Raw genomic sequence first — 14,460 nt, 5'->3', positions numbered from 1 at the left:
CTTCCTATTATTCACATTCATATCGATAAATTTCTTTTCCATACCCACGATCAATTAGTAAAATCTCGTTCGGATATAATGTCTTATGCTCATTTCCGGCCTCTTCCTCTGTTATAAACATACCGTCAATAATCATACCAATCACTTGTGATTCCTTTGCTACAAATATAGACTTCGAACCTTTTTTCGCTATAAAAGTTACTGATTGTACCGTCTTTCGTTCTGCTCGAAATGGAATGCCAAAATAATGTTTCCACCACTTGTTTCTTAGTAATTCTGGTTCAGATTGATAGAGCCAATCTTTTGCTACTTCTTGATCCCATTCATAGTACAACATTGCTTTACGATGAAACCTTGGTCGGACAATCCATCCTAAAACAAGAATCGCAAAAAGCAAAAGCAGTAACCCAATCGGTATTACAAATTGAAAAATTAGCGCATAACGTTCCCAAAATGGTGCATTTTGAATATAAAACGAAATCGTTTTCTTCACTTCTTGTAACTTTGAATCGTTTATAGTGATGGTAGCTTCTATGGTGCCGGTATCTGTAAAATTGAATGTATCGGAGTAGTAAGGACGAGGATACACATAAATTTGATTTTCATGTTGCCGCAATTCGTAGTTAATCGATTGATGAGATGTGACACCAGTAGATTGCAGTAGCTTTTTTACCTCCACTTCTGTCATTGGTTCACCATTCAGTAATGGCTGCAGGACAAGTGGTTTACTCTTTTCTAAATTCGTTACCTTTTCTTCATAATCTTTCGTAATGACCTGTAAAGATAATTTTGCCTTTGGCATCGGATCAATTCGGAATTCTCTCGTTTGCCTGTAAAACCCTTTTATATTCATATGAACTTTCCCACGTACAAATTGGTTTTTAATTTGTAATTCATAGTAAAACACATGCCTTTTATCATCCCATTTCATCGGATACAGCTTTCCATCTAGTTCTACTTCTGCTTGGAAATAAGAAGATTGTATTGGTAAATCCGTCGGTTTCGCTTCAATCACTGCTTTCGTTCCCTCATACATTTTCTCGACGTTTTTTTTCGCTTTATCCTCTTTATCATAAGTAGCAATGGTATAATCAAGTGCTGGTTCAACAAGTACTTTCGATCCTTCTTTCACAATATCTCTATCAATTTCTAACGTGTATGTCCCTGGTTTAATCACTTCATGATTCGTAGCACCAATATGAGTAATACCACCATATAAATTTGATTCTCCTGGTGCATGAATCGAAAAGGACGATTGTACTGCTAATGGTTTGGCAAGTTGGTCTATCCGATATCGCGATGTATTAGAAGATTGTTGTACGAGCGTCATTCGCTTTAATGGGAATGGTGTAGTAATCTCTAATTTGTTACCAGATATAGTCGTTTTCACGACAGATTCAACAGAAGAAAACGGATCTCGATTCGCAACCAAGGCAGCAGCTTGATTTACACTTTGAATGACTCCATCTTCTCCACTCGTTGGCATAACGATACCATTTATTTCTTGCTTCCAAATTTCTTTAAACGTATTCATCTGTTGTTGCTCTTGCTGTCCTAAGTTTTCTTCCATTGTTATTAAAACTGGATGCAATGATATTTTTTTCGCTTCCATTTCTTTTTTAAACTGTTCCAGTTTCTGCGTGATTTGTTCTTTACCGCCGGTCTTTTCTTTTTCTAATTCATTAAATGCCCCGTCAGTTAATACAATAAGCCAAAATTCACGTTTTCCATTTATGTCCGCTTCCTTTTTAATAGATTGCATCGCGGTCTCTACTGCGCTAAACGGCGTATTTAAATAATTCTTCCACGCTCCAATTTGATCAATTTCTGTTTGTCTTTTTTCATTTGTTAGTGTGATATTTAACGCTTCAGTAGGACGACTCATTGGAACATATGAAAATCTATCTTTTTCATCTAATAATGCAACTAAACTTTGCAAAGCATAGTTGGCATATTTCCAGCGATCGTTATTTCTCATGCTGCCAGAATCATCATATACAAGTGAAACGACCCTTTCTTTTGCCTCCTCTCCTTTTGCAAAAGTTGAAAAAGGATTCAAACACAATAATAGAAAAAAGATGAATGTGGCACAAATTCGAATCTTCATGATGAGGCTTCGCCACCTTTGTAGACAAATTCCTATGTTTAAATTTATGAAAAGAAACAAGATATATGACTTGTATTTTGGGATATGTAGATCATTATAATGTCATTATGTAAACTAAATTACTGGAATGATAACCTCCTTTTCAGTAACGATCTTGTTTTGAAAGCGAATTAATCAAAACAGACTCTTCATACAAAAAATCCCTATAAAAAAGTTTGATTTTCTCTTCTATTAAAAATAACTTTTCACCTTTGAATACGGTGTTTTTTCTAAATATCCCCTACTTCCACTTGTCATTTTTGCTATGCATAAAGCTTTCTAAATAGCCTCTTCTATCACTTCTACAGTCATCGTAAACAGATATGAAACTTCCTTACCATCTTCACGTAAAAAAGAATATTGTAAAGTTTCTGTAGCAATGGTATGAGGAATACGATGCGCTGTTGAAAAAGCAATCACAATATCCCCTCTCCTTAAAGTGTGAATTTCCTTACATTTTTCCATACAAATAAAAACACGCCTATAACAGCGTGTTTTATTGTTTCACATATACTTCAACAATAGGATTGTCTTTACGATCCGCATACAAACGAATATTCTCTTCGCTTGTATGATAAATACTTGCTAATAACATAACAGTTAATAAATTAGGAATTTTCCCATCACTCCCAAGTTTTCGTTCAAGTTCTTCTTTATATTCAAAATCTAAATCTCCTTGTATATATGTATACACTTCAAACCCATCCTTTAAATCACAAACGACTTGGTCAATAATATCTGCTCCTACTTGCTTTTCCATTTCACTACGAAGGGCATTCGTAAATTCATTCCAAGGAACTTCATATGTTTGAAATTGATCTTTAGGTTCCATACTTCCCACTCCTTTTTCATACACTTTCACCATATATTCCCCCTTTCTCGTAACAATTATGAAACTTAGGTCAATCGTACAAGCCGCACTTGTCCCGATGACATATCGTATTACTGTATATGGAAGGAGGCAAGAACATGCATTGTCAAAAATGTTACAATACTTGTCATCGTTATTTTGGTAAAGTTGTACGTATTGAAGATGTAGATGGTTATGTTCATATCGGTAAGATTGTTGATGTGACAAATGATTCTGTTTGGATTGAACCCTATAGATCATCTTTTGATACAGGATTTGGTTACCATGATGCATATGCAGGTGGTGGCTGTGATTTTTGTGGTGGTTTAGGTCAATGTAACCATTGTGGCTGTGGCTTTGATGGAGGCTTTGGTTTTGATGGAGGCTGTGGCTTTGATGGAGGCTGTAGAGGAGGATTTTGCGGAAGTGGTGCCGTTGAATTAGGTTTCGGATTTATTTTTGGTATTGCTTTAGCTGCATTATTTTTCATCTAATATACAAAGAAGTCGACTATATTTTTTAGTCAACTCCTTTTCAAAAATAATGAAATACAGTTATCCTATCATACGCGAATAAAGTGAAACTTTAATCAGCCCCCATCAATCAGGCCTTTACGGGTAAGGTAGGTTATCTCTCACCTAACTTCTGTGCTTTTGCTAAATTTTGAGGTGAGAATATTACTGCCCACAAATAGTAGGATAAATGAAGCAGATTTTTTAATCTGCTTTTTATTTTTCACAAATAAATACACGGTGCCCTAAAATATGTTGATACATTTGCAATACCTGTTCGTGCTGCACCCATGCATCGTACAATTCAGCCGGAATAAAATGTGACAGGTTCCATTCTGGCTGTTCCATTTGTCCTGCAATCGTTTCGGCAATCGTTCCTCCACCTACAATCGTTATCCTTTTAAAGTTTGTCGTTTGAAATAAATCAATCCATTCCTTTTCTGTGTGTAACTCCTTTATTCCGTAAAATTGTAGTATTTTCTCCTCTTCTTCTTTTGTTAAGTGCTTCTCAATTATCATTTCAATGACAACAAGTTTCCCGTTCTTTTGCAAGACACGATAACATTCAGGAATCAACTGTTCTTTGTTTGTAAAAGCAAGTACAGATTCACCTAATACAAGATCAAACTTCTCATTTAAAAACGGCAACTGTTCAGCAGTTCCTTTAATCAGTTCAATGGATAATTGTTCTTGTGACCATCTATTTTTTGCTTTTTGAATCATAATTTCATTATTTTCAACTGCTGTGACGTTATAACCATATTGTTTTTTCATATAAGCTGCTGTACGCCCTGTTCCGCATCCTATTTCAAGCACATTTGCTTCACGGTATAATGGTAACTGTGCCAATAACTGTTTTGTTAGCGTAAAACCACCAGGATGTGCGCTTCCAATTCCGTAATAAGCTAAAAAGTCAATGTATACATTCCGTTTCATAAGATTCTCCTTCTTTTTTCTAGAATACCTATATGCATAAACGTAATGTACTGTGCAAAAATAACGTACTATTTTCTCAAAGTAGCTCCCACATTACTCATAAAAAAAGCATTTCCAAGGTAAAGTAATTACCATTGGAAATGCTTTTTTTATTACTTGCTATCTTTCTCTGTTACATATGCCCACTTAAAGCTATACTCTGGGCTGATATTGTGTTTTACAATTCCTTTTACATTTGGTTGTAATACATAAGATCTACCTGATTGGAATAACGGCACTAGCGCTACATCTTCTTCAAGCAACAGTTTTTCAGCCTTCCCTAATTCTTCCCAGCGTTTCTTCGCATCTGCCATTAATTCTTTCTTCCCTTTATTAATTATTTCATCATATTTTGGATTTGAATAACTCATTTGGTTTTGAGAATTTGTTGATTCAAACATGTCTAAATATGTCATTGGATCTGCATAGTCTGGGTTCCAACCACCATATGAGAAATCATAATCTTGCTCAGATTCTAATTTTAATTTTTGTTTAAATGGCTGCATTTTAATGTTAACTGTTACACCTTTTAAATTTTTCTCAATTTGATCTTTTACATACTCACCAACTTTTTTTGCATTACTCGTATCATAGTTTAGGAATTCAAGTGTCACTTGATCTTTACCAAGCTCTTTCTTCGCTGCTTCCCAAGCCGCCGCTGCTTTTTTAGAATCTTGTTTTAAACCGTTTTTAAACGTTTCTTGAAAATCTTTACCGTCCGGTCCATTCGCTAATCCTTTTGGAACTAAGAAATCGGCAGGTTTGGAACCATCATTTAAAATTACATTTGCTAAATCCTTTTTGTTAATTGACAACGCAATTGCTTCACGTAATTTTTGGCTCTTTAGTGGTGTATCTTGACCAGCACGCTTTTGATTCAAGCGTAAGTAGAATGTACTTGGTTCCAGATATGTTCCAAATTCATCTTTCTTCGATTTATATTTATCAACAAACTCCCCAGTTAATAAAGAAAAGTCAATTTGACCACTATCATATAGATTCACACGAGTAGCTGCGTCTTTTACAACACTATAGTTAATTTCTTCTAGTTTCACATTCTTTTTATCCCAATAATTATCGTTTTTCTTTAACTTCCAACCCTCTTCATGCTTCCAGTCAGTTAGAACAAACGGCCCATTGTAAACTACCGTATCAGATTCTAAACCGTATTTATCTCCTTTTTCTTTTACGAACTTTTCATTTAGTGGGTAATACGATACAAATGCCGTTAAGTTCAAGAAATATGGAACTGCGCTTTCCAGCTCAACTTCAAGTGTATAATCATCTACTGCTTTTGCACCTAAAGTAGATACTTCTGCTTTTCCTTTGTTAATTGCTTCTGCATTTTTAATATAATAAGCAATAAATGCGTATTCAGCAGCTGTCTTTGGATCTACTAACCGTTGCCATGCAAATACGAAATCTTTTGCTGTTACAGGATCTCCATTAGACCATTTTGCATCTTTACGAAGTTTAAATGTATACTTTTTTCCATCCTCACTTTTCGTACTTGATTCTGCCACAGCTGGGATTGGCTTATTATCTTTATCAAGGCGATATAACCCTTCCATTGTATTGCCTAAAATTTGTGACCCAAGAGTATCTGTATTTTTAGAAGTATCCATCGTTGGAATTTCGTTTGTTTCTGTACGATTTAGTACTTGTTTTGCTGCATATTTAATATCAGATTTCTTCTCTTCACCACTATTAGACGTTGTATTTGTCTTCTTATCCCCACCTGACCCCGAGCATGCCGATAACGCCATACTTACTGCTAAAACCGGTGCCACAACCGCTGTTAGTTTCTTGATCTTTTTCTTTTTCATTTGTGTACCCTCCCTAAATTATATGTACGATGCTACATTTGAGAGATTTTCTAATACTTATAATATTATCAGAAAATTCTTATTAATTAATATTCTACTATTTTTTTCGAGTTTGTAAAGTTATTTTTAAAAATTCCGAAAATAGTTTTTCTATAATAATGATTTACTTTTTAATAGCACAATTACAAGATTCTCCCCATCTACTATATGAGCACTAAAGCTTTCTTATTCATCTCTATTTTTTCGAATTATATATAACCTCCTTTCTCTCTATAAAGTGAAACTTTAATTAGTGTGGGTTTTCTTCATCCCCCACCTTCACTAACTTTTGTGGTAGGGGGTCTTATTGCCCTTTAATCCCTCACTGCCATTCTTAATCAATTTGAGATTATATTATCTTAAAAATTCATAAATACTACTTTTATTGTAGTATTTATGAATTTTTATCCTTTTAGCAATAAGACAAATTATAAACAAGATTCTTCCCATGAAAAAGCACCTCCAAAAGTAGTTGGCCTACTTCCGGAGGCGTTTTTCTAATTCCATATTATTTTCCGCCTTTTTCCTCTACATACGCCCACTTGAAGCTGTACTCTGGGCTGATATTATGTTTTACAATTCCTTTTACATTTGGTTTCATTACATACGCATTGCCTCTTTGATATAAAGGAATCATTGCTACGTCTTCTTCAAGCAATAATTTCTCTGCTTTTCCTAACACTTCCCAACGTTTTTTCGCATCAGACATTAATTCATTTCCTGCTTGTTTAACCATTTCATCATATTTTGGATTTGAATAGCTCATTTGGTTGTAAGAACTCTTTGTTTCAAACATATCGATAAATGTCATTGGATCTGCGTAGTCTGGACTCCATCCAGCATAAGAGATTTCATAGTCTTGTGCTGTCTCTAGTTTTAATTTTTGTTTAAACGGCTGAATTTTCGTATTAATCGTTACACCTTTTAAATTTTTCTCAATTTGGTCTTTTATATAATCAGCAACTTTTTTCGCTGTTCCATCATCATAACTTAACAATTCAATTGCCACTTGGTCTTTACCAAGCTCTTTTTTCGCTTCTTCCCATGCTGCAGCTGCTTTTTTTGTATCTTGTTTCAAACCATTTTTAAATGATTCTGTGAAGTCCTTATCGTCCGGTCCACTTGCAAGTCCTTTTGGTACTAATTGATCCGTTGGTTTGGATCCATTGTTTAAGATAACATTCGCTAAACCTTTTTTATCAATTGATAACGCAATTGCTTCACGTAATTTTTTACTTTTCAGCGGTGTATCTTGACCACCACGTTTTTCATTCAAACGTAAGAAGAAAGTGCTTGATTCTGCATACTCACCATATTCATCTTTCTTCGGTTTATATTTATCAACAAACTCTCCTGATAATAATGTAAAGTCAATTGCGTCAGTATCATATAAGTTCACTTTTGTAGCTACGTCTTTTACAACACTATAGTTTATTTCTTCAAGTTTCACAGTCTTTTTATCCCAATAATTATCGTTTTTCTTCAACTTCCAACCTTGCTCATGCTTCCATTCAGACATTACGAATGGTCCATTATATAAAACGGTATCCGCCTCTAAACCGAATTTATCTCCTTTTTCTTTCACAAACTTTTCATTTAACGGGTAATACGATGGGAATGCTGTTAAATTTAAGAAGTATGGAACTGGTTTTTCTAATTCCACTTCAAGGGTATAATCATCAACCGCTTTAGCACCTAATGTAGATATGTCTGCTTCTCCTTTATTAATTGCTTCTGCATTTTTAATATAGTAAGCAATAAACGCATATTCAGAAGCTGTGTTTTTATCAAGTAAGCGCTGCCATGCAAACACGAAATCTTTCGCTGTTACTGGATCACCATTTGACCATTTTGCATCTTTACGAAGCTTAAATGTATATTTTTTACCATCCTCACTTTTCGTGCTAGATTCAGCTGCAGCTGGGATTGGTTTATTATCTTTATCAAGGCGATATAACCCTTCCATCGTATTCCCTAAAATTTGCGAACCAAGTGTATCTGTTGATTTTGAAGTATCCATTGTTGGAATTTCCTGATTTTCTGTACGATTTAATACTTGTTTTGCTGCATATTTAATATCAGATTTTTTCTCTTCACCACTATTAGACGTTGTACTTGTCTTCTTATCCCCACCTGATCCCGAGCATGCCGATAATGCCATACTCATTGCTAAAACTGGTGCTACAACCGCTGTTAACTTCTTCAACTTTTTCTTTTTCATTGTGTCCCCCCCTAATTATATGTACGATGATACCCTCGATAGATTTCTGATATATTAGCATTATCAGAAAATTCTTATTAGTTAATATTCTACTATTTTTTTATGTTTTGTAAAGTTATTTTTTTAAATCTCGAAAATATTTTCTACTATAATGATGGTATATTTTAGTCACACTACTTTACAAAATCTCTCCATTCACTATATGACAGCAATATCCTTCTTATCATTTATTTAAATTAATATGAAATTATTCATATTTAAATTTTGTATCAAACATCACCTCTAATATCTGAAGTCTCTTTAAACAAGATTCATTACATAGAAAAAAGCACCTCTAAAAGTAGATGTCCTACTTTTAGAAATGCTTTTCTATCTTTCTATTACTTTCCGTCTTTTTCAGTTACATAAGCCCACTTGAAGCTGTATTCTGGACTGATGTTATGTTTTACAACACCTTTTACGTTTGGTTTCATTACATACGATTTAGCACTTTGGTATAACGGTACAAGCGCTACATCTTCTTCAAGCAACAGTTTTTCTGCCTTTCCTAACTCTTCCCAACGTTTCTTCGCATCTGCCATTAACTCTGTTTTTCCTTTTTTGATGATTTCATCATATTTTGGATTTGAGTAACCCATTTGGTTTTGAGAATTTGTTGATTCAAACATATCTAAATATGTCATTGGATCCGCATAGTCTGGGTTCCAACCACCATATGAGAAATCATAATCTTGCTCAGATTCTAATTTTAATTTTTGTTTAAATGGCTGCATTTTAATATTAACTGTTACACCTTTTAAGTTTTTCTCAATTTGGTCTTTTACATATTCTCCAACTTTTTTCGCATTACTTGTATCATAGTTCAAGAACTCAAGTGTCACTTGATCTTTACCAAGCTCTTTCTTCGCTTCTTCCCAAGCTGTCGCTGCTTTTTTAGTGTCATTTTTCAGGCCAGTTTTAAACGTTTCTTGGAAATCTTTACCGTCTGGTCCGTTCGCTAATCCTTTTGGCACTAAGTAATCAGCAGGTTTAGAACCATCATTTAAGATTACATTCACTAAATCTTTTTTATTAATTGACAACGCAATTGCTTCACGTAATTTTTTGCTCTTTAGTGGTGTATCTTGGCCAGCACGTTTTTGATTTAAACGTAAGTAGAACGTACTTGGTTCTGAATATACTCCATATTCTTCTTTTTTATTTCTATATTTGTCAACAAACTCTCCAGCTAATAAAGTAAAGTCAATTTGGCCACTATCATATAAATTTACACGAGTTGCCATATCCTTTACAACACTATAGTTAACTTCGTCTAACTTCACACTCTTTTTGTCCCAGTAATTATCATTTTTCTTCAGCTTCCAGCCTTCTTCATGCTTCCAATCAGTTAGAACAAACGGTCCATTATAAACTACAGTGTCCGATTCTAAACCGAATTTATCTCCTTTTTCTTTTACAAACTTTTCATTTAGTGGATAGTACGATGGGAATGCCGTTAAGTTTAAGAAGTATGGAACTGCGCTTTCTAGTTCAACTTCGAGTGTGTAATCATCTATCGCTTTTGCACCTAGTGTAGACACTTCCGCTTTTCCTTTGTTAATTGCTTCTGCATTTTTAATATAATAAGCAATAAATGAGTACTCTGCAGCTGTCTTTGGATCTAACAAACGTTGCCATGCAAATACGAAATCTTTTGCTGTTACTGGGTCACCGTTTGACCATTTTGCGTCTTTACGAAGTTTAAATGTATATTTTTTGCCATCCTCACTTTTCGTGCTTGATTCAGCTGCAGCTGGGATTGGCTTATTATCTTTATCAAGACGATATAACCCTTCCATTGTATTCCCTAGAATTTGTGATCCAAGAGTATCTGTACTTTTGGAAGTATCCATCGTTGGAATTTCGTTTGTTTCTGTACGATTCAGTACTTGCTTTGCCGCTAATTTAGCATCCGATTTGCTATCACTTCCGCTTGAATTCGTACTTGTTTTTTTGTCTCCACCTGTAGAACATGCTGTTAATGCCATACTCATTGCTAAAACTGGTGCTACGACTGCTGTTAGTTTTTTCATCTTTTTCTTTTTCACTTTTTGTACCCTCCCTAATTTCCTGTACGTTTCTAGATTAAGAAATTTCTGATAATTCTGTTTTTCTTTATATTCTTATCAAAAGATTCCTATTAACTATTATTCTACTAATTTTTTGTTTTTTGTAAAGTATTATTATTAAAAATTTTGTAAAAATTATTTTATTGCAGTAATATTCATAAACATTCTATCACGTTGATATAGAGTTTTCTTGTATTACTATATGCATTTGATTTTTCTTCTATTTATTCCAATTGTAAAGAAAACTCTTCTGAATTATTCTTAATAAATAATATATAATTCTGGTAAATCCTTTCTTGACAAAATAAAAAAAGTCAGCTTTACTGACCTTTTTATCCGGCTATTTTTTCTTTTTGCATACCTATTAGCATCTGTTTATCTTTCCCCTCGTTAAATTCATTTTCGCTTTTCGCAACAACTACAGTTGCAATACCATTACCAATTAAATTTACGATAGCGCGCGTTTCTGACAGAAAACGATCTCCCCCTAATAGAAGAGCTAATCCTTCTAACGGAATAACATGCATCGCTGATAAAGTTGATGCCAATACATAAAGCCCTCTCCAGTTACAGCGTCTTCCCCTTTTGAAGTAACTAACAAAATAGCTATTATTGTTAATTGTTGACCAAGCGAAAGATCGACGTAAAAACCTTCACTGTATCATTCAAACAAAAAAGCAGATATTTATAATGATCTGCTTTACTAAAAAATATTTTATATTATGTTTTTCATATACTTTAACTCTCCCCATCTTCTTTTTTAATTTGCTGTTCACTTAATCCAAGATGTACTCGAAGTATATTACTAAGTTCTCTCAAACTCTTTGTATCTGGATTATAATAATAGACTCGTTCACCTTTCGGCCCATTCGGTAAATACAAATCATCTCCAGCTAATTGAATTTTCTCAATTGAAGCATTTAATCCATATTTATAAAACGACAGCATATCAGCCAAAGCTAAGTTTGTCTTAAACTCACCATCTACAGCATCAATCATCTTTCCTATTTTCGTAACAGATCCTGCACTTTTTAATTTTGTTAAGATCGCTTCAATGACAAGCTGCTGACGCTGTCCTCTCATAGCATCACTATCGATATGACGTGTTCTTGCAAGAGCAAGTGCTTGTTCACCAGTTAATGTTTGCATTCCTTTTTTCAAATGAATAGCCTCCGGTTCATCTTTACTATTTTGTTCAGAAAACTCAATTGGAACATCTATTTCAATACCACCCAAATCATCAACAATTTTTATAAATGAATTAAAATTGAATTTCACAAAATAATCAACTGGTACATGTAATAATTTTTCTACCGCTTCAACAGACGCTTGCGGTCCTCCATCCTTTCCGTTCTTTACAAAGCCTCTACCATATGCATGTGTTATTTTATCCTTTTTCTTTTCGATTGGAACATATGTATACGTATCACGTGGTATGCTTATTAACTTGACTGTCTTATCATCCTTATTAAAAGTAGCTAGTAATAATGCATCTGTATGAAATGCACCATTATATTCTTTTTGACGCTCTTGATTTTCATCAATGCCCATAATTAAAAGAGAAACATTATTTGTTATTGGCTTTACAACTTCCTCACGCAAATCAGATTTCTCACCACGTGCTAGACTGAGAGAAGCTTTTTGTACCGCATTTGAAGTTTTATTATACAGATACGCACCATATCCTATTCCAACAGCTAACAACACCCCTGCAAATATCCCTATTACTTTTCTTTTTTTATATTTTTTCTTATTCTTTTTTTCACGTGAAGGTAAATTCTTCTCCATATTAGTTCCCCCCATATTTATTATTCTATACGAATTAAAAACTATCAAAATAACAAGATCATTATTTATTCAATACATTTTTCAATTTTTCGTATGAAGAAACATCTTTTTGAAATACGTTTTCATCAATCCCTTTGTTTATTTGTATCTTTTCCGTAGTAATAGAATACTGGATCATTCCATTATGAAAACTAAGAAAATTCAACATAATCCCCGTATTTTTTTCTACAATCATTTCGAATTTTCCTCGTAAGTCTTCAGATGTACTTAAAGGCATCTCTATGTTTATAACACCCTCTATTTTATAACAGTCTAATCCAAGATACTTTATTTCTTTAAAATTCCAATCTTTATATCGAATTAACAAATTTGCAAACTCCGATTGAATACTATATTTTGCTAGTCCGACATATTCATCATCATACCGCTTTTTCTCTCCCACTTTATTAAATGCTCTTTCAGTAGGTGTTAGTTTTAGTAACTCTATATTTTTAGGTTCTGACTTCCATCTCACTTCTTTATATGTATAATCTTTATCATTAAACTCTTGTTTTTTCCCTTGGTTATATAAAACTGTCATTTTTTTTGACTGACGATCCTCTTTAGAAGAAATCCCTCTCTGATTCCTTGTATCAATTGCGTACTTATAAGTAGTAATTAGGCGAGATGAACTAGAGTACTCTTCAAATTGCCCCTTAACACTTTTAAAATGATCGATTGAATCCAGCATTTTTTTGTGAATTTTTTCTTTTTCAGGATAATTTACATTAGACTTTGTTTCTTCCTCATTTTCATAATCTGAAAATGCCTTTTTCGTTACATATTCAAATACTCCACCTTTTTGTGCAAAACTTTGCACAGAAAATTCAAACATAGAAACGATTGACAATGCCATTATTGCCACACTAACAGCCATAGCTTGAACTCTATAAGACTTCTTCTTAACCGGGAGATTATGTAATGTATCATTAATTTTCCGATTCAAATGCTCCGGTAACATTGTTTTCTCTCGGTCTATTCGCTTTTTCAGTTTTTCATCAAATAATTCATCCTTATCCAACACATACACCTCCTATTCCATTCGTAATTGCTTCTGCAGTTGTTCTCTTGCCCGTGACAACCTTGATTTAACAGTTCCTTTTGGTATTTCTAATAATGCCGCAATATTTTCTTGATTCATATCTTCATAATAGTAGAGTACTGTTACAGCTTTTAATTCTTCATTTAAAGACTGAATTGCATTATGAAGATCTATATCTTCATAAGAATCAAATGCTATCATATAATCATTATTTCCTTCTATCGCGATTACCTTTTTTCGTGATCGTATCATTTCATTACACTGATTAATCAGAATTCGAATGCACCATGTTTGGAAAAACTCCTCATTTTTAAGCTTTTTTATATTTTCATAAGCCTTTAGAATTGTTGTTTGTATCGCATCTTCTACGTCATTCTCATCATATAGCATTGCTTTGGCTATACGATAGAGCTGAACTTTATGTGTATGTATTAAAGAGACAAATGCTTCATGATCACCGTTTTTAGCTAAAGAAACATTACTCTCTTCTTTTACCATTATTTTATATACAGGTATTACTTTCACTGTCTATCCTCCCGTTTTATCCCGCTATTTACGGGGCAGTAAGACCCACCACCTCAAAATTCAGCGAAAGCAAAGAAGTTAGGTGGGGCGGGCTAATAATCAATTGGGGAAGAAGAAACCCCCTACTAATTAAAGTTTCACTTTATATCTTCCAATAAAACTTTACACTTATTAGATGGTTTAGTGGGGAAAAAGGTTCATTTTTTTTATAATTTTCCAGAAATAAAAAAAGATAGTTAGTTCATAAAGGAACTAACTATCTTTTCAACTCTATTTATCCCGCATTAACGGGCAGTAATACTCCCACCTCAAAATTCGGCGAAAGCAAAGAAGTTAGGTGGGAGATAAACTGCCCGTAAAAGCCCGATTCGTTCAACTAATAATCAGTG

Annotated in this window: 10 protein-coding genes and 2 pseudogenes; 1 reads left to right on the top strand and 11 read right to left on the bottom strand. The window is 33.7% G+C overall.

The genetic code is table 11. From position 1 onward, the window contains the following. Positions 1-7 precede the first annotated feature (7 nt). From MHH45_RS26500 to MHH45_RS26490, 3 genes and pseudogenes are all read right to left on the bottom strand, one after another. Positions 8-2,107, bottom strand: coding sequence for a vWA domain-containing protein (locus MHH45_RS26500; protein ID WP_016115688.1), 2,100 nt, complete (start codon positions 2,105-2,107; stop codon positions 8-10). 318 nt (positions 2,108-2,425) lie between these two features. Continuing rightward, positions 2,426-2,629, bottom strand: a pseudogene (locus MHH45_RS26495) (P1 family peptidase); the annotation flags it as partial. Positions 2,630-2,642: 13 nt separating this feature from the next. Further along, positions 2,643-2,978 carry a hypothetical protein gene (locus MHH45_RS26490; protein ID WP_033671409.1) on the bottom strand — a complete coding sequence of 112 codons (336 nt, stop codon included), beginning with the start codon at positions 2,976-2,978 and terminating at the stop codon, positions 2,643-2,645. A gap of 137 nt (positions 2,979-3,115) precedes the next feature. Here MHH45_RS26490 and MHH45_RS26485 point away from each other — a divergent pair, with 137 nt between their 5' ends. After that, positions 3,116-3,490 (top strand): hypothetical protein, encoded by a 375-nt coding sequence (locus MHH45_RS26485; RefSeq protein WP_016133195.1) that lies wholly within the window; start codon positions 3,116-3,118, stop codon positions 3,488-3,490. A 234-nt stretch (positions 3,491-3,724) separates the two neighbouring features. On the opposite strand, the gene MHH45_RS26480 is transcribed toward MHH45_RS26485, so the two are convergent. The 8 genes and pseudogenes from MHH45_RS26480 to MHH45_RS26445 all read right to left on the bottom strand — a co-directional run bounded on the left by MHH45_RS26480 (position 3,725) and on the right by MHH45_RS26445 (position 14,071). Beyond that, complete coding sequence (locus MHH45_RS26480; protein ID WP_016115692.1) at positions 3,725-4,444, bottom strand: class I SAM-dependent methyltransferase; 720 nt, start codon at positions 4,442-4,444, stop codon at positions 3,725-3,727. A 152-nt stretch (positions 4,445-4,596) separates the two neighbouring features. Continuing rightward, a complete protein-coding gene (locus MHH45_RS26475) occupies positions 4,597-6,309 on the bottom strand; it encodes a peptide ABC transporter substrate-binding protein (protein ID WP_016115693.1) in 1,713 nt (570 codons plus the stop codon). A gap of 547 nt (positions 6,310-6,856) precedes the next feature. Then, a complete protein-coding gene (locus MHH45_RS26470) occupies positions 6,857-8,569 on the bottom strand; it encodes a peptide ABC transporter substrate-binding protein (RefSeq protein ID WP_016115694.1) in 1,713 nt (570 codons plus the stop codon). A gap of 380 nt (positions 8,570-8,949) precedes the next feature. Next, entirely contained in the window at positions 8,950-10,656 is a 1,707-nt protein-coding gene (locus MHH45_RS26465; RefSeq protein ID WP_016131787.1) for a peptide ABC transporter substrate-binding protein, read from the bottom strand. Positions 10,657-11,009: 353 nt separating this feature from the next. Further along, positions 11,010-11,326, bottom strand: a pseudogene (locus MHH45_RS26460) (cation:dicarboxylate symporter family transporter); the annotation flags it as partial. 89 nt (positions 11,327-11,415) lie between these two features. Then, positions 11,416-12,465, bottom strand: coding sequence for an LCP family protein (locus tag MHH45_RS26455; RefSeq protein WP_016115697.1), 1,050 nt, complete (start codon positions 12,463-12,465; stop codon positions 11,416-11,418). Positions 12,466-12,526: 61 nt separating this feature from the next. Further along, complete coding sequence (locus MHH45_RS26450; RefSeq protein ID WP_033671857.1) at positions 12,527-13,525, bottom strand: hypothetical protein; 999 nt, start codon at positions 13,523-13,525, stop codon at positions 12,527-12,529. Between the two features lie 12 nt (positions 13,526-13,537). Beyond that, positions 13,538-14,071 carry an RNA polymerase sigma factor gene (locus tag MHH45_RS26445; RefSeq protein ID WP_016115699.1) on the bottom strand — a complete coding sequence of 178 codons (534 nt, stop codon included), beginning with the start codon at positions 14,069-14,071 and terminating at the stop codon, positions 13,538-13,540. Positions 14,072-14,460 lie beyond the last annotated feature (389 nt).

This window comes from Bacillus sp. FSL K6-0042, from assembly GCF_038006685.1.
Classification (GTDB): domain Bacteria; phylum Bacillota; class Bacilli; order Bacillales; family Bacillaceae_G; genus Bacillus_A; species Bacillus_A pseudomycoides.
The sequence above is the reverse complement of the archived record's forward strand: the minus strand, read 5'-3'. Positions and strand labels throughout refer to the sequence as shown.

What these genes read in the sequence shown, in the direction of transcription:
- MHH45_RS26500 (WP_016115688.1), bottom strand. Translation starts at nt 2,107, where the DNA reads ATGAAGATTCGAATTTGTGCCACATTCATCTTTTTTCTATTATTGTGT.
- MHH45_RS26490 (WP_033671409.1), bottom strand. Translation starts at nt 2,978, where the DNA reads ATGGAACCTAAAGATCAATTTCAAACATATGAAGTTCCTTGGAATGAA.
- MHH45_RS26485 (WP_016133195.1), top strand. Translation starts at nt 3,116, where the DNA reads ATGCATTGTCAAAAATGTTACAATACTTGTCATCGTTATTTTGGTAAA.
- MHH45_RS26480 (WP_016115692.1), bottom strand. Translation starts at nt 4,444, where the DNA reads ATGAAACGGAATGTATACATTGACTTTTTAGCTTATTACGGAATTGGA.
- MHH45_RS26475 (WP_016115693.1), bottom strand. Translation starts at nt 6,309, where the DNA reads ATGAAAAAGAAAAAGATCAAGAAACTAACAGCGGTTGTGGCACCGGTT.
- MHH45_RS26470 (WP_016115694.1), bottom strand. Translation starts at nt 8,569, where the DNA reads ATGAAAAAGAAAAAGTTGAAGAAGTTAACAGCGGTTGTAGCACCAGTT.
- MHH45_RS26455 (WP_016115697.1), bottom strand. Translation starts at nt 12,465, where the DNA reads ATGGAGAAGAATTTACCTTCACGTGAAAAAAAGAATAAGAAAAAATAT.